Source organism: Methylobacterium carpenticola, from assembly GCF_042748905.1.
GTDB lineage: Bacteria > Pseudomonadota > Alphaproteobacteria > Rhizobiales > Beijerinckiaceae > Methylobacterium > Methylobacterium carpenticola.
Genome location: NZ_JBHZEO010000001.1, coordinates 2901835 through 2920000, shown reverse-complemented (window position 1 = coordinate 2920000; position 18166 = coordinate 2901835). Strand labels below are relative to the sequence as shown.

At 67.7% G+C, this 18166-nt stretch carries 24 protein-coding genes (1 of these 24 cut by a window edge); 15 read left to right on the top strand and 9 right to left on the bottom strand.

Annotated elements, in window-relative coordinates; translation table 11 throughout:
- The 3 genes from ACE101_RS13800 to ACE101_RS13790 form a co-directional block, all read left to right on the top strand.
- Nucleotides 1-230, top strand: partial view of a LysR family transcriptional regulator gene (locus tag ACE101_RS13800; protein ID WP_379130282.1) — the 3' end only. Its footprint begins 694 nt before the window's first position; only the last 230 of its 924 coding nucleotides appear in the window; its start codon lies beyond the left edge, outside the window; it ends in the stop codon at nt 228-230.
- Between the two features lie 123 nt (nt 231-353).
- The gene (locus tag ACE101_RS13795; protein WP_379130280.1) at nt 354-1067 is read left to right on the top strand and encodes an SDR family NAD(P)-dependent oxidoreductase; all 714 of its coding nucleotides are present in this window, start codon (nt 354-356) and stop codon (nt 1065-1067) included.
- Between the two features lie 16 nt (nt 1068-1083).
- Entirely contained in the window at nt 1084-1320 is a 237-nt protein-coding gene (locus tag ACE101_RS13790; RefSeq protein ID WP_379130277.1) for a tautomerase family protein, read from the top strand.
- 102 nt (nt 1321-1422) lie between these two features.
- Here the strand turns inward: ACE101_RS13790 and ACE101_RS13785 are convergent, their stop codons facing one another.
- The 7 genes from ACE101_RS13785 to ACE101_RS13755 form a co-directional block, all read right to left on the bottom strand.
- Nucleotides 1423-1890 (bottom strand): phosphate-starvation-inducible PsiE family protein, encoded by a 468-nt coding sequence (locus tag ACE101_RS13785; RefSeq protein ID WP_379138669.1) that lies wholly within the window; start codon nt 1888-1890, stop codon nt 1423-1425.
- 92 nt (nt 1891-1982) lie between these two features.
- The gene (locus ACE101_RS13780) at nt 1983-2165 is read right to left on the bottom strand and encodes a hypothetical protein (protein WP_379130275.1); all 183 of its coding nucleotides are present in this window, start codon (nt 2163-2165) and stop codon (nt 1983-1985) included.
- Nucleotides 2159-2551, bottom strand: coding sequence for an SPW repeat domain-containing protein (locus ACE101_RS13775; RefSeq protein WP_441005380.1), 393 nt, complete (start codon nt 2549-2551; stop codon nt 2159-2161). Before ACE101_RS13775 ends, ACE101_RS13780 begins: the two co-directional genes overlap by 7 nt.
- 111 nt (nt 2552-2662) lie before the next feature.
- Nucleotides 2663-3514, bottom strand: coding sequence for an NADH dehydrogenase ubiquinone Fe-S protein 4 (locus tag ACE101_RS13770; RefSeq protein ID WP_379130271.1), 852 nt, complete (start codon nt 3512-3514; stop codon nt 2663-2665).
- A 14-nt stretch (nt 3515-3528) separates the two neighbouring features.
- Nucleotides 3529-4032: a hypothetical protein gene (locus tag ACE101_RS13765; protein ID WP_379130269.1), complete on the bottom strand. Its 504-nt coding sequence runs from the start codon at nt 4030-4032 to the stop codon at nt 3529-3531.
- A gap of 113 nt (nt 4033-4145) precedes the next feature.
- On the bottom strand, nt 4146-4670 hold the full coding sequence (locus tag ACE101_RS13760; protein ID WP_379130266.1) for an Hsp20/alpha crystallin family protein: 525 nt from the start codon (nt 4668-4670) through the stop codon (nt 4146-4148).
- Nucleotides 4671-4757: 87 nt separating this feature from the next.
- Nucleotides 4758-5240: an Hsp20 family protein gene (locus tag ACE101_RS13755; protein WP_379130264.1), complete on the bottom strand. Its 483-nt coding sequence runs from the start codon at nt 5238-5240 to the stop codon at nt 4758-4760.
- A 170-nt stretch (nt 5241-5410) separates the two neighbouring features.
- Between ACE101_RS13755 and ACE101_RS13750 the strand changes: the two genes are divergently transcribed.
- The 4 genes from ACE101_RS13750 to ACE101_RS13735 all read left to right on the top strand — a co-directional run bounded on the left by ACE101_RS13750 (nt 5411) and on the right by ACE101_RS13735 (nt 9048).
- Nucleotides 5411-5704, top strand: a complete 294-nt coding sequence (locus tag ACE101_RS13750; protein WP_379138667.1) for a type II toxin-antitoxin system VapC family toxin — start codon at nt 5411-5413, stop codon at nt 5702-5704.
- A 111-nt stretch (nt 5705-5815) separates the two neighbouring features.
- Nucleotides 5816-7324, top strand: a complete 1509-nt coding sequence (locus tag ACE101_RS13745) for an ATPase domain-containing protein (protein WP_379130261.1) — start codon at nt 5816-5818, stop codon at nt 7322-7324.
- Nucleotides 7325-7552: 228 nt separating this feature from the next.
- A complete protein-coding gene (locus ACE101_RS13740) occupies nt 7553-8290 on the top strand; it encodes a Crp/Fnr family transcriptional regulator (protein ID WP_379130259.1) in 738 nt (245 codons plus the stop codon).
- Nucleotides 8291-8559: 269 nt separating this feature from the next.
- Nucleotides 8560-9048: a lipocalin-like domain-containing protein gene (locus tag ACE101_RS13735; RefSeq protein ID WP_379130257.1), complete on the top strand. Its 489-nt coding sequence runs from the start codon at nt 8560-8562 to the stop codon at nt 9046-9048.
- Between the two features lie 217 nt (nt 9049-9265).
- Here the strand turns inward: ACE101_RS13735 and ACE101_RS13730 are convergent, their stop codons facing one another.
- The gene (locus tag ACE101_RS13730; RefSeq protein WP_379130255.1) at nt 9266-9490 is read right to left on the bottom strand and encodes a hypothetical protein; all 225 of its coding nucleotides are present in this window, start codon (nt 9488-9490) and stop codon (nt 9266-9268) included.
- 357 nt (nt 9491-9847) lie between these two features.
- Between ACE101_RS13730 and ACE101_RS13725 the strand changes: the two genes are divergently transcribed.
- Complete coding sequence (locus ACE101_RS13725; protein WP_379130252.1) at nt 9848-10072, top strand: hypothetical protein; 225 nt, start codon at nt 9848-9850, stop codon at nt 10070-10072.
- A gap of 67 nt (nt 10073-10139) precedes the next feature.
- Here the strand turns inward: ACE101_RS13725 and ACE101_RS13720 are convergent, their stop codons facing one another.
- A complete protein-coding gene (locus ACE101_RS13720; RefSeq protein ID WP_379130250.1) occupies nt 10140-10643 on the bottom strand; it encodes an NUDIX hydrolase in 504 nt (167 codons plus the stop codon).
- A 349-nt stretch (nt 10644-10992) separates the two neighbouring features.
- Here ACE101_RS13720 and ACE101_RS13715 point away from each other — a divergent pair, with 349 nt between their 5' ends.
- The 7 genes from ACE101_RS13715 to ACE101_RS13685 all read left to right on the top strand — a co-directional run bounded on the left by ACE101_RS13715 (nt 10993) and on the right by ACE101_RS13685 (nt 17139).
- Nucleotides 10993-11496 carry a YciE/YciF ferroxidase family protein gene (locus ACE101_RS13715; protein ID WP_379130248.1) on the top strand — a complete coding sequence of 168 codons (504 nt, stop codon included), beginning with the start codon at nt 10993-10995 and terminating at the stop codon, nt 11494-11496.
- A gap of 212 nt (nt 11497-11708) precedes the next feature.
- Nucleotides 11709-12488 carry a hemerythrin domain-containing protein gene (locus ACE101_RS13710; protein ID WP_379130246.1) on the top strand — a complete coding sequence of 260 codons (780 nt, stop codon included), beginning with the start codon at nt 11709-11711 and terminating at the stop codon, nt 12486-12488.
- A 232-nt stretch (nt 12489-12720) separates the two neighbouring features.
- A complete protein-coding gene (locus ACE101_RS13705; RefSeq protein WP_379130244.1) occupies nt 12721-13317 on the top strand; it encodes a UCP034077 family protein in 597 nt (198 codons plus the stop codon).
- A 119-nt stretch (nt 13318-13436) separates the two neighbouring features.
- Complete coding sequence (locus tag ACE101_RS13700; RefSeq protein WP_379130243.1) at nt 13437-13679, top strand: hypothetical protein; 243 nt, start codon at nt 13437-13439, stop codon at nt 13677-13679.
- Between the two features lie 268 nt (nt 13680-13947).
- Complete coding sequence (locus ACE101_RS13695) at nt 13948-15753, top strand: PHA/PHB synthase family protein (protein ID WP_379130241.1); 1806 nt, start codon at nt 13948-13950, stop codon at nt 15751-15753.
- Nucleotides 15754-15905: 152 nt separating this feature from the next.
- Nucleotides 15906-16133 (top strand): hypothetical protein, encoded by a 228-nt coding sequence (locus tag ACE101_RS13690; RefSeq protein WP_379130239.1) that lies wholly within the window; start codon nt 15906-15908, stop codon nt 16131-16133.
- A 127-nt stretch (nt 16134-16260) separates the two neighbouring features.
- Entirely contained in the window at nt 16261-17139 is an 879-nt protein-coding gene (locus ACE101_RS13685) for an alpha/beta hydrolase family protein (protein ID WP_379130236.1), read from the top strand.
- Nucleotides 17140-18166 lie beyond the last annotated feature (1027 nt).

Sequence of the window (18166 nt, the reverse complement as noted above, 5' to 3'; positions counted from 1 at the left end):
CGGCGGAGGGCCGGGGGGTGACGCGGCTGTTCTCCTATCACGTGGCCGAAAAGGTGCATGACGGCGAGTTGCAGATCGTCCTGCGGGGCGACGAGCATGCGCCCCTGCCGGTTCACCTCATCACCCCCGAGCGGCGGCTCTCGGCACCGAAGGTGCGGGCCTTCGTCGATTTCGCCACGCCGCGCCTGCGCACCGCCTTCACCCGACTCACATCCCACGCCGAGCGCTGACGCATTCCATCCGCTCTGCGAAAGAGTGCCTGCCGGTCGACAGCGATTCTACCGATCTGCAACGCAACCTAGTTTTCGGACCGACGCTGCGCGTGAGCGGCTGCTGTCACATGAGGTTGTGCCATGGGTGCAGAGCAGAAAGTCGCGGTCATCACGGGTGCCTCTCAAGGAATCGGTGCTGCGCTGGCGCAGGCCTATCGCGACCGGAACTACCGCGTGGTGGCGAATTCACGCTCCATCAAGCCATCCGGCGATCCGGATATCCTGGCGATTCCCGGCGACATCGCCGATGCCGAAGTCGCCGAGCGCCTGATCGGCGAGACGATCGCGCAGTTCGGCCGTGTCGACACGCTCGTCAACAATGCCGGCGTGTTTCTCGCCAAGCCGTTCACCGACTACACCGCCGACGATTTCGCGATGGCCCTCGGGGTCAACCTGGCCGGCTTCTTCCACATCAGCCAGCGCGCCGTGGCGGAGATGCTGAAGCAGGGCTCGGGTCACGTCGTCACCATCACCACCAGCTTGGTCGATCAGCCGATCGCCGGGGTGCCTTCGGTGCTGGCGTCCCTGACCAAGGGCGGGTTGAACTCCGCCACCAAGTCGCTCGCCATCGAATATGCCCCCAAGGGCATCCGCGTGAACGCGGTGTCGCCGGGCATCATCAAGACCCCGATGCACGCGCCCGACACGCACGACGTTCTCGGAAAGCTGCATCCGGTCGGCCGGATGGGCGAGATTCGCGACATCGTGGAGGCCGTCCTCTACTTGGAGACGGCGAGCTTCGTCACCGGTGAGATCCTCCATGTCGACGGCGGCCAGAACGCCGGCCATTGGTGAGGGGAGGGAGGCGGATATGCCCATCGTCACCATCCAGGTCACACGGGAAGGCTCCTCGCCGGAGCGTGGCGCCGTAACGGCGAAGGAGAAGGCCGCGCTCATCAAGGGCGCGAGCCAGCTCCTGCTCGACGTCCTCAACAAGCCGCTCGACGCGACCTTCGTCGTCATCGAGGAAGTCGAGATGGACAATTGGGGTGTCGGCGGGCTCCCGGTCGCAGAATACCGGCGTCGCAAGCCGGCGCAATCGACCTGAACCAGGCGGGCCGGCAAGACGGCCGGCCGCTTTCGACGTCGATTGCGACGAGCCGCAGCGGGTCCTCCGGGCCGCACGCCGCCCACGGCACGGACCCTCGCGCTACGAGGGAGCGTCGCCTGCCGTCTGCGCGTCCTTTCGGTCTTGGTCCCGCACGAGCCAGTGCACGGTCCCGAGCGCGAGGACGGCCGCGGCCAACCCGATGATGGTCAGCGGCTCGGTCTTGCTCGCGTCCAAGATGATGAACTTGCGCGCAAGCGCCAGCAGCGCGATCAGGATGACGGTCCGCAGCTGGACGATGCTCTCCTGGCGGCGCAGCACGCTCAGGATCGAGTGGTTGAACTCCAGCGCGATCAGCACCGTGAAGATCATGCCGAACACGGCCTGGAACACGCTGTGCTCGACCGGGTCGAGCAGGCCGAAGATCACGAGCAGCACCGCGCGGAAGCAGAGATTGATCATGGCCGCGATGATGACCAGGCCGATCAGGCCGGTGAGCACCACGACGACGACCTCCTCGAAGCGCTCGTAGAGGCTCAGGCCCGGCCAGGCCCTGCGCGTGTCTCGCAGCGTGTCCGCCGCAGCCGAGACATGCCGGGACGAGACATGCCGGGAGAAGAAGGACGGACCCTTGCCCCGATCCGGTCTGCCTGCGGCCTCGGTCACCGGTTCATCCCCCATTCCGGCCCACCTGCTCCTGCAATGCTCAGGATCTCCCGCTCGCACGAGGCACCCTTGCGAAGCGGCGGGTAACGAAGGTCGAGCAGCCCCTGGAAGGCCAGGGGCGCGGACATGACGGTCAAGCCGCCCACGGTGATGCTCGCGAGCACGAAGCGGGTCAGCATGGCTGTGCCGCCCGGGGCGGGCCGTCGTGAGACGACATCGGGACAGCCTTGCCGGTCCGAATGCCCGCAGCCGCGATCGCGACAACGGCGAACCCGACGACGACGTGCGCAAAGGTCATTTTCGACAGGCCGCCCCACTGGAGAAGCCAGGGTCCTGCCAGGAGCCAGGACCCCACGACGGCTTGGCCCCAGGCCTTCCAGGCGCGAAAGCTCATGGCGGCCGAGAACCCAAGCCGCATCACCAGCGCGCCTCCGAACACCGCGCTCCAGACCGCCAGCGGTTCGAGGACCTCATCGAGCATCCACGGTGTCGTGGCCAGGATAAGTCCCAAGGCCCCGCTGAGAAGGTTGAACGCGGCGAGTCGCTCCTTCCGATCTCTTCCCATCGTTGACCCTCCTTCTGTGAAGCAAAGGTCGCTGACGACAGCCCCGACGCTCCATGCAGGCCCAGGCGGCGCCTGCCGCATCCTTCGGCGGAAACCGTCGGGCATCGCGGTTCAGGCCGCGAGTTCCGCCTCCCCGGTCAGGTGCGGAACTCGCGCGGCCGGCGCGAACGGCTTGGGCCGCCACGTCTCTTCGAGGCACAGCAGGGCAGCCCTGACCTCGTCGAGCCGGGAAGCCTCTCCCTCCGCCATGCCTTCGGCAGCCGCCACCTCCTTGAGGTACTCGTCCCACGCCCAGCGGCGCAGGATCTCGCGCTTGCACCCGCGCAACAGCCGCGGGTGATCCAAGACATCCCGCGGCATCGCGAAGACGGCGGCCGGGTTTACGAAGGCGCGCTCCAGATCCGGCAATCCTCCTCGGTCAATCGGTTCCTCGTCCGCGGCATCCACGGCCTGTGGCCGAGGCGAAGCGTCGATAGGCCGCCCGAGGAATGCGGCAGGGCGCCTGTTCCACCGCCATGGCGGAACCGCAGCGACCGTGGCGGTTCGTGCGGGCTCCGGTGCGGCGTCGACGTCGAGACCCTGCCGCTCCGCGTAGGCCACGGCCTCCGCCTGCGTGGCGAAGGTGAGCCGAACTTCCGTCGCCAAGGTGTCCTCGCCGCCTGTCCAGCCCATGATGTCGTCGATCTCGGGCGGCGTGCCGTGCTCGAAGGTGAGAACCCACTCATCCGCCCGCGCGCGGCCCGCCGTCTCGACCGGCCGTCCGCGGCGCCGGATGAGGGCTCGTCTCCCGGCAAGCCAGGGCACGGGGGCGGTCAACGAAGGCGGATTGTTGTGGCCGATTCCAATCACTTGCTCCTGCATGATCGTCTCCGGATTCAACGCGTCGGCTTGGTCAGGCGCCACGGGGTCCGAAACGCGCGGCGGCCTGCACGCCGAAGCGCGTGGAATGCCGCCGTCGCGCATCGTGCGGTCTCAGGTCAGGCCGTGCTGAGGGGCCGCCCCATCGCGGGGCCGGCGACGTCCGACAGCGAGCGGGAACCGCCGCCCGGGCGCCCTCCGCTCAGCAGACTTGCATTGGCGGGCCGATGCTTCATCCACTCAGGCCTTTGATGTGGCGCAGGTTTTCGTCGCAAAACCGGTGACCACTTCTGCGAAACCTGCTTGGTCGCCCAGATCGGCGCGTCATCGTCGAGCGCCTGCAGCGCGGCCAAGACCTCGTGGAGCGGCACCGGCTCCGCGCGGCAGCCCGGCAGGCAGCGCAGGGTCGGGCAGGATTCGACCGCCCGGGCATCGGAGGCCCAGGAGGCCAGGATCGCCCGCTTCTCGGCCGTCGACAGGCTGGGATGGACCAGCACCTCGCGTGGGTGCCGGAAGACGTCGCCCGGTGCCACGAAGGCCTCGAACGCGTCCACGGCGGCCGACCGGAGCGTGGCCGAGGCCACCGGGCCGAGGCGTTCGACGGATGTCTCGGTCTGCTGCATGGGACCCTCCTCGGTTGAGCAAAGGTGGGCGGGCGGCGCGACCCGCCGGTCCGCGCCGTCCGCTGCGTCATGCGGTCAGTCGCTGTTCTCTCCCTGAGCCGGGAGACGGCGCCTCAATGCCCCGCCGTCCGCGGCGTGCCGCCGTTGATCGCGATGCGCCGTCCGCGCTCCGGCGCCTTGGCCGAGCGGGGCAGCGTCACGCTGAGCACGCCGTTCTTGAACGAGGCCTCGGCCTTGTCCTCCTCGACCGCGAAGGGGAGGGCGAGGCTGCGCTCGAAGCGACCGTAGGAGCGCTCCGTGTAGCCGCGCTCCTTGTCGGTGGTCTCGGCCCGCTTCTCGCCCCGCAGCGTCAGAACGCCCTGGTCGATCGTGAGCTCGACGTCCTTCTCGTCCAGGCCCGGCAGCTCGGCCGAGACGCGCAGGCCCTGGTCGGTCTCGACCATCTCGACACTCGGCCAGCCGAGGCCGCGCGCCGCGAGGCCCGGCATCCCGCCGCCGAGACCGGTGAACACGTCGTCGAACAGGCGGTTCATCTCGCGGTGGAGCGTCAGGAAGGGGCTCATCGGCTCGTTGCCCGGCGCGGGCGGCATCGGCGCGCCGGCGCCGCGGCCCCAGGGAAGCAGATCTCTCACACTCATGGCACAACTCCTTGCACCAGCTCTGAAAGCGCATGCGTCCTCGCGGGCCGCTCCGCCCGCGACTCCGATCGATCGCGGATCGACCGCTCAGGCGGCCTTGGCCTTGCCTTCGATCCGGGCCGGGGCGTCGTCCTGCCCGACGGCGGCCTGCACGCCGCCGATGGCGATGCGGCGAGGCTTGAGCGCCTCCGGCACCTCGCGCTTGAGATCCACGGTCAGCAGGCCGTTCTCCAGGGAGGCACCCGTGACCTTCACGTGCTCGGCCAGGTTGAAGGTCTGGCGGAACGTGCGGGCGGCGATGCCGCGGTGCAGGTACTGGCGCTCGCCCTCCTGGCCCTTCTTCTGGCCCGAGACGAGGAGCGTGGTGTCGTGCTGGGTGAGTTCGATCTCGTCCGGCGTGAACCCGGCGACCGCCATGGTGATGCGGTACTCGTCCTCGGCCACCTTCTCGATATTGTAGGGCGGCCAGGCGGCCGACGCTTCGGCCCGTTCGGCCTGGCTCAGCAGATCGAAGAGCCTGTCGAAGCCGACGGACGAGCGGAACAGGGGCGCAACGTCGTAGGTCCTCATAACCACATCCTCCAATGAGCAACGTGACTAGGAGGGACGCCGGACACCGCGTGACCGGCGCCCATCGCGCGAGCCCATACGGGCCTCGCACGCGCGTAACGCAGGCGGCGTGAGCTGGTTCCGGCCGCACCAAGAATTTTTCCGTCTGCGGTCGCAGGCCATGGCCCGCCATTCACGCGAGCTGGGAGACCACGGTCGCCCTCGCTCGCATCCTGGATCTGCCGCTCGGGGACGCGCAGCAGGGCGTACAGGACCACCGCGCGCTCGCGGGCATTCAGGTGATTGCGGTTCCGCCCAAGGCGGCCGACGCCGCGCTCGATGCCTTCGACCGCGACGGCACAGGCCGCCATCCGGCCGGGCTGAACTTCGGGGATTGCTTCGCCTATGCCTGCGCTCGCACCGATCGCGTGCCGCTCCTGTTCAAGGGCGACGGCTTTCCCCTGACCGATGTGCAGGCCGGCTGATGGCGGTCGACCAGCACCCGTCCGGACGTGCGGATCGTGAGATCCTCGATGTGCAGGGATCCGCTCATCGGTTAGCCTTGCCCACCAACCCACTCACCGGGATCGGCTTCCATGACCGCGTCCATCAAGCCGAGCAGGAAGGCCCGCTTCGGCATCGCCGGCCTCGATGACATCCTGAGCGGTGGCCTCACCCGTGATCGCCTCTACCTGCTCGAGGGAGACCCCGGAACGGGCAAAACCACGATCGCGCTGCAATTCCTTCTCGAGGGCGCCAAAGCGGGCGAGGTGGGCCTCTACATCACCCTCTCGGAAACCAAGCAGGAGCTGTGCGACAACGCTGCCGCGCATGGCTGGAACCTCGACGAGCACATCGCCGTGTTCGAACTCGTTCCGCCCGAGAGCCTGTTCGAGGAGAGCCAGCAGCAGAGCCTGCTCTACACCTCCGACCTCGAACTCGGCGAAAGCACGCGCGCCATCCTTGAGGAAGTCAGAACGCGCAAGCCTGCCCGCATCGTGCTCGATAGCCTGTCGGAGATCCGGCTTCTCGCCGGCGGCACCTTGCGCTACCGCCGCCAGATCCTGGCGCTCAAGCACTATTTCGCCGGCCACGGGGCCACCGTGCTGATGCTCGACGATCTCACGGCCGACGTCATGGACAAGTCCGTCCACAGCGTTGCGCAGGGTGTCATTCGCTTGGAGGAGATGGCGCCCGAATACGGAGCCGAGCGGCGGCGCCTGCGCATCGCCAAGTACCGCGGCCAGCGCTTCCGGGGCGGCTACCACGACTTCACCATCGCGACGGGCGGCGTGCGGGTCTTCCCCCGCCTGATCTCGCTGGAGCACAAGACTGCCTTCGCGCGCACCAAGCTGCTGAGCGGCGTCGGCGAACTCGACGCCCTCCTGGGTGGCGGCATCGAGCAGGGGTCGAGCACCCTGATCCTGGGGCCGGCCGGCACCGGCAAGTCGCTTCTCACGATCCAGTACGTGCTCGCGGCCGTCGCCCGCGGCGACAAGGCTGCGATGTTCGTGTTCGACGAGGAATTGGGCATCCTGTTGGATCGGACCCGGCAGATTGGCTTCGACCTCGAGGCGCTGTGCGACGAGGGGCTGCTCTTCCTCCAGCAGGTTGATGCCGCCGAGCTGTCGCCGGGTGAGTTCGCGCATTTGGTTCGTGACTGTGTCGACAGCAACGGCGTGAAGGCCGTGGTGATCGACAGCCTCAACGGCTACCAGGCTGCGATGCCGCAGGAGAACGCGCTGATCCTGCACATCCACGAGTTGCTGCAGTACCTCAACCGCCAAGGAGCGGCGACCTTCTTGACCGTCGCCCAGCACGGGTTGGTCGGCGACATGAAGGCGCCGGTCGATATCACCTACCTGGCCGATACGGTCGTGCTGTTGCGCTACTTCGAGGCGCTCGGGCGAGTTCGGCGGGCGATCTCGGTGGTGAAGAAGCGGACCGGCACGCACGAGGACACGATCCGTGAATACCGCATCAGCTCGTCCGGCCTGACGATCGGCGCGCCACTGGAGGATTTTCAGGGCGTGCTGCGCGGCGTCCCGGTCTATGTCGGCAACGAGAACGACCTCGACCTGCCGCCGAGCGACGACGCCTCGTAGCGGCCGCACAAGACTTGGTCTCCGAGCGGGCGCTGCCCCAGGTCTTTGATTTGAGCGCATGTTCTGCGGCGAACCGGCATCCGCTTCGTCGGAAAATGCTCTGAGCCGAGTACCGAGGCGGAAGCTCTGTTTACCTGGGCGAAAGCTGCATGGGCCGTTCCGTGTAAGATCTGGCGCCCTGATGCTTGCGGTCCGGCGCTGGCCCGACGCGTAAACCGGGATGGTGTCATGAGTCCGTCGTTTCAGAACCGCCTTCTGCGGGCCTTGCCGCCCGACGACCTCGGTCTGCTGACGCCTCACTTCGAAGCCGTGCCGCTCAAGAAGGGCGACGTCGTCGTGTCTCCCAACAAGCCGTTCTCGCACGCCTACTTCCCCGAGAGCGGGCTCGCGTCGGTGGTGTCCATCACCAGCGATGGGCGGCGTCTGGAAGTCGGGCTGTTCGGCCGCGAGGGCATGCTGAGCACTGCGCTGGTTCTCGGCGCCGACCGCACGCCGCACGAGACGTTCTTGCAGGTCGAGGGCACGTGGCTGCGCATCGAGGCGGACCGGCTGAGAGCGGCGATGCGGCAGAGCCCGCCGCTGACTGATCTGCTGATGCGCTACGTGCAGACCTTTCTCCTGGTCCTGTCGCAGACGGCGCTCTCGAACGGAACCTACATGGTCGAGGAGCGGCTCGCGCGCTGGCTGCTGATGGCGCACGACCGCCTCGACGGCGACGACCTCCCCCTCACGCACGAGTTTCTGTCGATCATGCTCGGGGTGCAGCGCACGAGCGTGACCCTGGCAACCCAAGTCCTGGAGGGAGAGGGAATGATCCGTGCACAGCGCGGCAGGATCACCGTCTTGGACCGGGTGGCGCTGGAACGGATGGCGGGGGACAGCTACGGGGTGGCCGAGCGGGAATACGAGCGGCTGATCGGCCTTCTTCGGTCGGAGATCTCGGCCGCCCGGTCCGCGCCATCCTGAGTGAGCTTCAAGCCCTCGCGCTTCGATCGTTTCGTGGGGTGCGCCGATTCTGGGATCAGGTCGGCGATGGGCGGACGTGCCGCGGATGGCAATCCAGAGGCGGCTTGGAAACGGAACGCGCCGGCTCTCCGCTCTTATAGACTACCCCTTGTTCCTTGCCTGCATCTCGGTCCTTCTGCACTCGCAACGATCGTGTCTGGATTGCAAAGTCGCGCCGCATCAGCTTAGGGTGTGTTGACCGCGAAGTTTTTGACAAGGCGGAGAGCGCCATGCTGAGAATTGCCGCATTGCTGCTTGCAGGCGTAATCGCAAATCCGGCGCTGGCGTTGGACAAAGAGGATATAATCGGAACTTGGAGGCTCGTGAGCAGCACGCGAAAAATCATCGACACCGGAGAGGAGATCAATACATACGGGGAGCGACCGACGGGTTGGATCAACTATGATCGAAGTGGGCGCATGATGGCCCTAATTGTCAACGAGGGCCGCCCGAGGCCCGAAAGCATTGAAAAAATGACCGACGCGGAGCGCATCAGGCTGTTCAAAAGCGTCCTCGCTTATAGTGGAACCTACTCTTTTGACGGAAAGAGCGTCGATCATAAGATCGACACATCATGGAATGAAGTTTGGACCGGAACAACGCAGATCCGTGATGTAGAACGGCAGGGTGACCGGTTGATTTATAAGACGAGGCCCGCTCCATTTAGCGGAGATGGGCGAATGAGTGTAGTAACTTTGATCTGGCAAAAGGTACAATAGCTTCCAACGCGATCGATCGTAATGCCTCATACTATTCTGATGAATCCTGCGAATGACCGTAGGCTCGCACGGCAGCGATCGTTGAGGCGCGATGATCATCGGCCACGGCATCCGCACGCTGCCGGAGATCGGCGCTTGCGGCCCGACATGCGCAAGGGCAAGCCCCTGACGATTCCGGATCTCGACCGGCCGGCAACCTGCACCAGACGATGCGCCGTCAGAGCGGCTTGATTTGTCCTGGCTTCAGCTTCAGCCGAGCTGCGAGCTTTTCGGAAAGATGGCCGCATAGCTCGACGCTGGAACGGTCCGGAACACCTTGTGTGGCAGTCTCGATGGCGCTCCGGCCATCGTTCGCGAGTACGGCGTAGAGTCTCAGCTCGCCGCCGTCGCCGGATCCCGCCGCGACGGTGTAGGCTACCAGCTTGGGCTTACCTGCCCTCATACAAGCGATGCCTCCATTTCAACGACGACGCCCCATGCGCCATCGCATCCCTTGAGCCGATGACGCGAGCCGGGCTCCCCGATCGAGGCGAGGTGCCCGACCCGCCCATGACACCGACCGTGTGCGCCTTCCGGGTGGACAGGGTCGGGGCAACTGGTCGGAGATAGGCAACCGCTCGGCATGCGGCGACAACTCAGGTTAATCCTCACAACAATCCCGCGCTGATTTGTGCTTTGCACAATGTGCGGTACCCGACAATTCAAAATCTACTGTGTCGATGCTAGCTGTTTTGCTCTAGATTGACGCTCGCGTGAGCGACCAGATCTATGCCGATGCCAGCGTTGTGGGATGCGTGGAATGACATCGATCGACGCCTACAACGTCTTCCGTCGTAAAGAGAAGCCTGCCTTGCAATGCGCGATCAGGCAGGACCGGTCCGTCCCTGATTTCGTTTGCGGGGGCTCATGGGAATATGCGGGCACGATCAGCGCCGATAGTGCGCCGTTCGGCTTCAAGCCCAAGGCTGCACGAGACGCAACTGCATACATCGGCTACTACTTGTTCCACACGTTGAACGGCTGAGTTCGTCGGGCCGCACCCCGCGAGCCAGGATGACTGCGCCTTCATGCCGTCCGCCCCGACCCGGCTCCTAAGAGGCGGCCGGCGGCGCCTGCCCGTGCGCCGTAACGGCCGCCCTGGCCAGCTCGCGGATGAGGTCGGCCAATTCCGGTTCATCGACCAGCACGGCGGCAGCCTCGCTGCTGACCCACTGCACGTCGCGCTGGCCCTTTTCAGGCCAGGTGGCCAGCTGCTTGGTGACGGTGAGGCAGTAGACGGCCACGCGGCAGGGGAGCACCCCGCCGTCCGGCAGGCGCTTGGCGTAGGTGTAGAAGCCGGCGGGTGTCTTGCCGATCCGGCCGATGACGCCGGCCTCCTCGCAGGCCTCGAGAGCCGCGGACCGGTGGGGCTTGCGACCTTTCATCGGCCAGCCCTTCGGCACGATCCAACGCCGGGTCTCGCGCGAGGTCACCAGCAGCACCTCCAGATCGCCCTCGGGCGTTGGTCGCACCGGCAAGGCTGCCAACTGCTGCAACAACTTCGCCGACCGGGCCTGTTTCGCCTTCTTCGATGAGACCTTCTTCGGCTTCGGCACAGGCAGCCTCTCCCCAGAGGGAGCCAAAAGCCTACCGCGACTCACCTGGTGTGCAAGGCGCGGGGATCATGCCGGCAGGTGCCGCGTGCGCACGACGCGAGCGCGGGGCCTCCGCGCGCGCCTTCACGCTCTGGGCCACGGCAGCGGCCAAGTCCGTCATGCTGGCGTGGAGAGCAAGGCGTTCTGCCTGGACCAGCCTCGCTCATGCTGTCCGCGACCGCCTCAACGCGGCGCGTCGAATCGCGCAAAGTAGCGCTTCGATTCATCAAGCTGCCGAACCTGGGCTCCGTCCTGGCGTTCTTCCGAACAAGGCTCGCATGATGCGAGCCATTCCGGGAGGCACGACGCCATGGGCCTGTTCACAGCCAGCATCAAGACCCTCGACGATCTGTTCGTTCACACATTGCAGGACATCTACTACGCCGAGAACCAGATCACCAAAGCTTTGCCCAAGATGATATCGAAGGCCACCGATCCGCAGCTGAAGCAAGGCTTCGAGACCCACTTGCGCGAGACGGAGGGCCAAATCAAGCGCCTGGAGCAGGTGTTCCAGATGCACGGCCACGCACCGAAGGCGGTCGACTGCCCGGCCATCGACGGCATCATCAAGGAGGCCAACGAGACCGCCGGCGACATCGCCGACAAGGAGGTGCTCGACGCGGCGCTGCTGGCGGCTGCGCAGGCCGTGGAGCACTACGAGATCACCCGCTACGGCACCCTCGTCGCCTGGGCCAAGCAGCTTGGGCGATCCGACTGCGCCAGCGTGCTTCAGCAGACTCTCGACGAGGAGAAGGCGACCGATGCCAAGCTGACGAGCATGGCCGAGAGCAAGGTCAACCAGAAGGCCGCGTGACGGCGGGCGGGGCGGGCATCGACAGAGCCGCCCCGCTCTCATCCTCGGCGATGACACCCGCCGGCCCTGTGAACGGCCGCGCCGAAAGGATCCGATGGCAGGCGAGCGTCATGCGCAGCACTCGCTTCCCTCCCGGGTCCTCTGACCAATCCCGCCGGGAACACCCCCGAGCTGACGTGAGTTTCGAGAGGCATCGTCACAGGGGTTCAAGTATGGATATCTGGCAGCTGACCGCACGCGACCACGCCAACATCACCGCACTCGTCCGCGAGATCCCATACGCGCTGAATGGACCGGGAGTGGTGCGAAGCCGCGAGCGTCTGCTTGCTGACCTCATGGGCGAGCTGCACGCCCACTCGGAGGCCATCGAGGCGAGCTTGCTCGAGCGGCTCAGGGCTCATGGACGGGGTCGTCCCTTGCTCGATGAGCTGCACCGTGAGCACCACCAGATGATGCAGCAGCTCGACCAGCTTGCGAGGCGTCACGGGAAGGACAGCCAAGGATGGCTGAACACCTTCGAGGACGTGAGCTACCTCGTGGATCGGCACCTCTACCGGCACACCCACGAGCTGTTTCCCCTGGCTCGCAATCTCCTCTCCGCAGGGGAGGTGCAGACCGCCACCCAGGCTTTCATGCGCACGAAGATCCGGGCCTTGCGGTCGGGCTCGCGAGGTCTGCCCCGGCAGGGCGCCTCAAGTGGCCTGTTCGGCGCCCTCGCGGTCGGGCTCGCGGCTTCGGCCGTCGCAGCGATCGTGTGGCGCTCCGGGCTTCTGCGGGGCAGGGCGGGCGGCCGCCTCTCGCCCGAACGCACGGACCGGCCGGGAGGGATCGGCAGGGGCAAACCACGAGCCGACTTGGCGGCAGCCTCCGCACCCGGCAACCGCGTAGCCGGGGAAGACCTCCGGCATCGCCAGGACCGGCTTTTGGATGAGGCGCTGGAGGAGACCTTCCCGAGCAGCGACCCCATCTCGCCGCACCAGATCACCAGGTAGCGGACGGCAGGGCGGGCCCGAGGCTGCCCCGTGCGTCTCCGCGCGGTGTCTGCGGGTCGTGCCGGGAGGAGGGGGCGATCCCTCGCACGCTCCAGGGGCACCTGAGGGCTCGCCCCCGGACTGGTCCCCGGCAGCCCACGCGCCGACAATTCCGAGCCGGCCGGCGCTTCCGGCCGGCTCGGCCCCGCACCCTGGATGCGCTCTGGTCCTGTGCCATGAGCCGGCCGATCGCGTGCTGGCGCCGCATCCGCGCCTGCACGCCTTCAGCATCGGGGTTTCCGGACCCGGGCTTGCCAAGGGCGGATCTCGACGGGCGCTCGGAGGTTGGTCAGGCATCGAGTCCGAGATGCCTGCCGTGGGGATGCCGGAGTGGCTCAAGAAATCGGCCCCCGCCGTGGCCTGCCTCCTGGGAGGGGCCGCCGCGGGCGCTGAACTCGTGCGGGAAGCCGCGCCGGTCAACAACTGGGCCGAAATGCGGGCCGCGCTCGCAGGGTGCTGGCACCCCCCACCCGATACGGAGGGGTGGCTGATCGCCTTCCGGTTCGGACTCGACAAGACGGGGAGCCTGCGCGGCAAGCCCCTGGTCACCGCGCGCCGGCTCGCGGGCGATCGCGACGCCGCGAAGCACTTCGAGGACGCGGCTTTCGATGCCCTGTCGCGCTGCTTCCCGATGCGGGTAACGCCGGCCTTCGGAGCGATCCTGGGCGAGAGCCCGATTCGCCTGCGCTTCGCCAACACGCCCGCGACCGCCGCCTACCAGATCAACAGCAACATCACGATCTTCGCCCCCCAGAAGACCGGCGCCACGGCGGAACCACCTTTGCGGTGAGGGGATGCGGTCCAAGGTCGTCCACGTCGGCCTGCATGGGGGACTCGGGATTTTCGGAGGGGACCAGGACGGGCCGAGCCCGTTGGTATCCCGGCGCTCACGTTGCCGGAGGAACGAGGATGACGAAGCTCTTCATTGCGCGGGTGCGCGGGCCAGCCGGCGATCGGCCCCTCGTGACGGTGCGGGCCGCAGCCGAGGGTGAGGCGAAGCTGTTCGTCGAGGCGGCCTATCCGGAGGACGACGTGCTCGACGTCACCGAGCCCGCGGAATGGGTGAGCGACGCGGATACAGGCACGAACGCTGGAGACGTGCGCGAACATCCCGGCGTCGCGTGGCAGCCACCGGCCGCTCGCGCGAACTGAGATCCGGCGCTTCAACAAATATCGGGGCCAACCGTCCGGAGACCGGCCGACGGTGCGTCCGGCCGTTATCACGGGAGAGCGTGACCGCTCGCTCACCCGCAACTGAGCAGCGCCTCGACCATTGATACAACAACAAGCACATCGGAGGAACGCCATGGCCGATCAGAGCGCAGGCCCCGGAACCACGTCATCCTTTGCGAATCAGACGGGCGGCCGCGCCCCGGATCTGCCTGGCCCCGACCTGATGCTGAGCCTGTGGGCTGATTGGATGGAGCAGGTCTCCGGCGCGACGCAGGCCGTTCCGGCCGCCGGGGCCTTCCCACCCCTCCCGCTGTCCGAGGAACAGCTCGCCAAGCGCCTGTCCGACGATCCGCTCCTGCGCTCCATCGATCAGATTTGGAATGCCAATCCGCTGCACGAGGTCGTGCCGGTCGACTGGGCCGGGGTCGCCTGGGCGCTGCGAACGGTCTGGCTGCGCTCGGCGACCAAGCCCGAGACCGCCGCGGCGCTCCTCGACCTCGGTCAGGGCGTCTGGCGCTCCCTGTTCACGGCCTGGGAGGAGGCGGGGCAGTCGTGGCTCGGCCTGGTTGGGGTCGCGCCGACGCCCCCGTCGAGGCGCGATGACAGGCGCTTCTCCGCGCCCGAGTGGCGGGCGAGCCCGACCTACGTCGCCCTCAAGGAACTCTACCTCCTCGCCTCCGACTGGCTCTTGGAGCGCGGCAACCTCGACGAACTTGACCCGGCCGAGCGGCACCGCCTGATCTTCCACCTGCGCCAGTTCGTCGACGCGATGAGCCCGGCGCTCGTGCTGATGGCGAACCCCGTCGCCCTGCGCAAGGCGGTGGAGACGGGCGGCGCCAGCCTCGCCGACGGCGCGCGCAACCTCATGGCCGACCTCGCGGCGGGGCGCCTCAGCATGGTCGACGCCGACGCCTTCGCGCCGGGGCGCAACCTCGCACTCACGCCCGGCAAGGTCGTCCACCGCAACGCGCTGATGGAACTCATCCAGTACGCGCCCGCGACGGAGCAGGTGCACCGCACGCCGCTGCTCATCATTCCGCCCTGGATCAACAAGTACTACATCCTCGACATGCGCCCGAACAACAGCATGGTGAAGTTCCTGGTGTCCCAGGGCTTCACGGTGTTCCTGATCTCGTGGCGGAACCCCGACGCCGCGATGGACGGCATCGGCATCGAGGATTACGTCGATCTGGGCCCGCTGGAGGCGACCGACGTCATCCGCGAGATCACCGGCAGCCGGACCGTGAACGCGATGGGCTACTGCATCGGCGGCGTGCTGCTCACCCTCACGCTCGCGGTGCTGGCGGCCAAGGGCGACGCGCGGTTCTCCTCGGCGAGCTTCATGGTCTCACCGCAGGACTTCTCGCGCATCGGCGACACCGCGGTGTTCATGGATGAGCCGAGCCTCCACCTCGTCGAGCAGCAGATGATGGAGCGTGGCTACCTCGACAGCCGCGCCATGAGCAACATGTTCAACCTGCTGCGCTCCAACGACCTGATCTGGTCGAACGTCGTCAACAACTACCTGCTCGGCAACCAGCCGCCTGCCTTCGACCTCCTGTACTGGAACTCCGACGGCACCCGGATGACGCGGGAGGCGCACAGCTGGTACCTGCGCAACACCTACGTGGAGAACAACCTGATCGTGCCGGGCAAGGTCCGCCTGAAGGGGGAGGCGGTCGACCTCGGGCGGATCCGCCTCGACACCTACGCGGTCGGCTGCGAGAAGGACCACATCGTGCCGTGGGACTCGGCCTGGCGCATCACGCAGCTCTTCGGCGGGCCGGTGCGCTACGTGCTGGCGTCGAGCGGCCACGTCGCGGGCGTCATCAACCCGCCGGGCGGCAAGGGCGAGTACCGGACGGCCGAGGGGCCGGCCGCCACGCCGGAGGAGTGGCGGGCGCGCGCCGCGCGGCACGCCGGCAGCTGGTGGCCGGATTGGTCGGCGTGGCTCGCCGCCCGGTCAGGCGGCGCAGGCGCTCCGCCGCCCGAAGGCAGCGCGCAGCATCCGCCCTTGGAGGACGCCCCCGGCACCTACGTGCTCCAGATGTGAGTCGTTCATCGCGCGGTTGCCGGTTCATGCGGCGGGACCAGCGACCGATGCGGCGGGCTGACGGCGCTGAACGGAAGCTGTGCGCCGGCTTCAGTACCGGTTCAATGCGGCGCGCCCAGACTGCCTTCATCCTTGCACCGGAAGGTCATCCCATGAAGGCCCATCTCGCAGGTCTGGTCGCCGCGGTCCTCGTCCTCGTCCCCGGCGCCGCCTCGGCGCAATGGTACGAGCACGGCCCGCGGCACCATCACCATCATCACTGGAGCCACCATCACCATGGGCACGGCTACGGGCACGGTTACGAGCGCCGCGATCGTCACGGCTACGACCGTCCCGGCCGTTTCGAGCGGGACCACCACCATCACCATTTCGGGCATTGAGGCGAGCGGCCGCCGGGCAATCGCGTCGCCATCGACCTCGGTCCGACGGACGAGGGCGCCCACCGGATCGGGTGGGCGCGAACGCAATCCGGCGACGCGGGCCGAGGGCGGCCGGCGGGAGGTTGGCATGAAGCGATGCGCTGCCCTGGTGCTGGCGACGGCGCTGTCAATCGGGCCGGCCGCAGCCGATCCGGTGGAACTCTCGGCCTTCCGTGATCTGCCGCGGCCAGAGCCGACCGTGCAGGTCGCCTATGGCGAGGCCCCCGCGCAGCAGGTCGACGTTTTCCTGCCGGCTGGCCCTGGCCCGTATCCGGTGGCGGTGCTCATTCACGGCGGCTGCTGGAGCGCCGTCACCGCCGGGCGGGAGCAGATGCGGCACATCGGAGCCGAACTGGCGCGGCGCGGGATTGCCGTCTGGAGCCTCGGCTATCGTCGGGCCGACGAGGCCGGCGGCGGCTATCCCGGCACCTACCGGGACGTCGGAGCGGCTCTCGATCGCCTCGCCGAGGATGCGCCCACCCGCCGGCTGGATCTCTCGCGGGTGGTGCTTGCCGGGCACTCGGCAGGCGGCCATCTCGCGCTGTGGGCTGCCTCGCGCGGCTCCATCCCTGCCACGAGCCCCCTGCACGGGTCACCGCGGTTCGTACCGCGCGCCGTCATCAGCCTGGGCGGGGTGGGCGATCTCGCGACGTTCGCCCGGTTCGTCCCGGTGCTCTGTGGTCCCGGCATCGTCGAGCGGCTCGCCCCGACGGACAAGCTCGCCGAGGTCTCGCCTGCCGCTCTCATGCCGTCCGCCGGGGCGGTCGTCATGGTCAGCGGCGTGCTCGATCGGCTCGTGCCACCCTGGGTCGCCGACGACTATGCCCGCGCCCTCAAGGGCAAGTCCGCGACCGGGCCGAGGCTGGTCAACGTCCCGGATGCCGGGCATTTCGACCTGGTCACGCCGTCCACCCCGGCTTGGCAGGAGGTCCTCGGCCTCATCGAGGCGGCCCTGGAAGCGCGCTGAAGCGGCGACCGAGCGCGCTGCAATCGGGCAGGGCTCTCAGCCTTTGATGGAACGCGCGCGTCTCGGCGATGTCGCCGTAGATGCCGTGCCGGTGTTGAAGCGAGGCGGCGTTGCCGACAAGCACCGGGCGCGAGCCCCTGTCGGCCCGGACGAGCGCGAGCCGGAGAGGCGAAGGAGGGTGGGATGCGGTGGTCCGGGGCGACCGGCGTCGTGCCGCCCGCCATCTCGGCCAGGGCGGCGGCCGTCGCGACGGCGCGCGCGCCGGACGGGATGGGAGCGTCCCGCCTCCTCCCCCGCGACGCCGCCCAGGTCATGGCGGCGCAGGCGGACATGCGTCGCATCCCAGCGACGGACCGGATGCCGAAAAGAGGCTCCGCACCCCCGCATAGGTGCCGCCCGCGTCGCGTCCGAGACCTCGCGTCCACGGCAAGGCGGCTGCGACGGGCGATGGTCCGACCAGGGCAGCGAGGCCTCGTCTTAGCAGGCGGAAGGTCCGCTCCGAACCCGAGCGCCCTTCCTCGCTGACGTCGGTCTCGGCTGGGGCGATGGGCGCCGGCGGACGCCGATCGTGGTCGCGCGCCACGAGCGTGCGCTGGATCTCGGCGATTGTCATGTGATCTTCAATGTGTGTTACGGGTAATTTTTGAGGGATCTCTCAGTGCAAGACCGAAAGACTAAGTCGCCGCTTCACGTCATAGTGATTTGCACGGTATGTTTCGTCGCCGATGTGTCAGGTGCGTCCGCGCGCCCCACCGCGACGCGCTCTGCTCCAACAGCATCGTCAAGCGAGTCCAGCGGGGCCGAAGCGGCGAAGGCAAAGCCCGATCGAGCGAGGATCGAGGCGGCAGCCAGGAAACGTGAGGCGGAAGACAAGAAGCGCGACGAGCGCCTGAACAGGTTGGGCACTTCGATCTGTGTCGGCTGCGGCGGCCCGGCCGTTCCCTTCGATCCCACGGGAGGTGAGCCGCCCCTGAGAGGGGGCGGCAAGCGCCAGTCTCGGTAAGGTCGTCGGAGCCGACGGCCTATC

Coding starts and splice junctions, on each gene's coding strand:
- ACE101_RS13685 (WP_379130236.1), top strand. CDS start 16,261: ATGAAGCGATGCGCTGCCCTGGTGCTGGCGACGGCGCTGTCAATCGGG.
- ACE101_RS13760 (WP_379130266.1), bottom strand. CDS start 4,670: ATGAGTGTGAGAGATCTGCTTCCCTGGGGCCGCGGCGCCGGCGCGCCG.
- ACE101_RS13755 (WP_379130264.1), bottom strand. CDS start 5,240: ATGAGGACCTACGACGTTGCGCCCCTGTTCCGCTCGTCCGTCGGCTTC.
- ACE101_RS13715 (WP_379130248.1), top strand. CDS start 10,993: ATGGGCCTGTTCACAGCCAGCATCAAGACCCTCGACGATCTGTTCGTT.
- ACE101_RS13745 (WP_379130261.1), top strand. CDS start 5,816: ATGACCGCGTCCATCAAGCCGAGCAGGAAGGCCCGCTTCGGCATCGCC.
- ACE101_RS13740 (WP_379130259.1), top strand. CDS start 7,553: ATGAGTCCGTCGTTTCAGAACCGCCTTCTGCGGGCCTTGCCGCCCGAC.
- ACE101_RS13770 (WP_379130271.1), bottom strand. CDS start 3,514: ATGCGCGACGGCGGCATTCCACGCGCTTCGGCGTGCAGGCCGCCGCGC.
- ACE101_RS13710 (WP_379130246.1), top strand. CDS start 11,709: ATGGATATCTGGCAGCTGACCGCACGCGACCACGCCAACATCACCGCA.
- ACE101_RS13690 (WP_379130239.1), top strand. CDS start 15,906: ATGAAGGCCCATCTCGCAGGTCTGGTCGCCGCGGTCCTCGTCCTCGTC.
- ACE101_RS13725 (WP_379130252.1), top strand. CDS start 9,848: ATGACATCGATCGACGCCTACAACGTCTTCCGTCGTAAAGAGAAGCCT.
- ACE101_RS13730 (WP_379130255.1), bottom strand. CDS start 9,490: ATGAGGGCAGGTAAGCCCAAGCTGGTAGCCTACACCGTCGCGGCGGGA.
- ACE101_RS13735 (WP_379130257.1), top strand. CDS start 8,560: ATGCTGAGAATTGCCGCATTGCTGCTTGCAGGCGTAATCGCAAATCCG.
- ACE101_RS13780 (WP_379130275.1), bottom strand. CDS start 2,165: ATGCTGACCCGCTTCGTGCTCGCGAGCATCACCGTGGGCGGCTTGACC.
- ACE101_RS13775 (WP_441005380.1), bottom strand. CDS start 2,551: ATGGGAAGAGATCGGAAGGAGCGACTCGCCGCGTTCAACCTTCTCAGC.
- ACE101_RS13700 (WP_379130243.1), top strand. CDS start 13,437: ATGACGAAGCTCTTCATTGCGCGGGTGCGCGGGCCAGCCGGCGATCGG.
- ACE101_RS13765 (WP_379130269.1), bottom strand. CDS start 4,032: ATGCAGCAGACCGAGACATCCGTCGAACGCCTCGGCCCGGTGGCCTCG.
- ACE101_RS13795 (WP_379130280.1), top strand. CDS start 354: ATGGGTGCAGAGCAGAAAGTCGCGGTCATCACGGGTGCCTCTCAAGGA.
- ACE101_RS13695 (WP_379130241.1), top strand. CDS start 13,948: ATGGAGCAGGTCTCCGGCGCGACGCAGGCCGTTCCGGCCGCCGGGGCC.
- ACE101_RS13790 (WP_379130277.1), top strand. CDS start 1,084: ATGCCCATCGTCACCATCCAGGTCACACGGGAAGGCTCCTCGCCGGAG.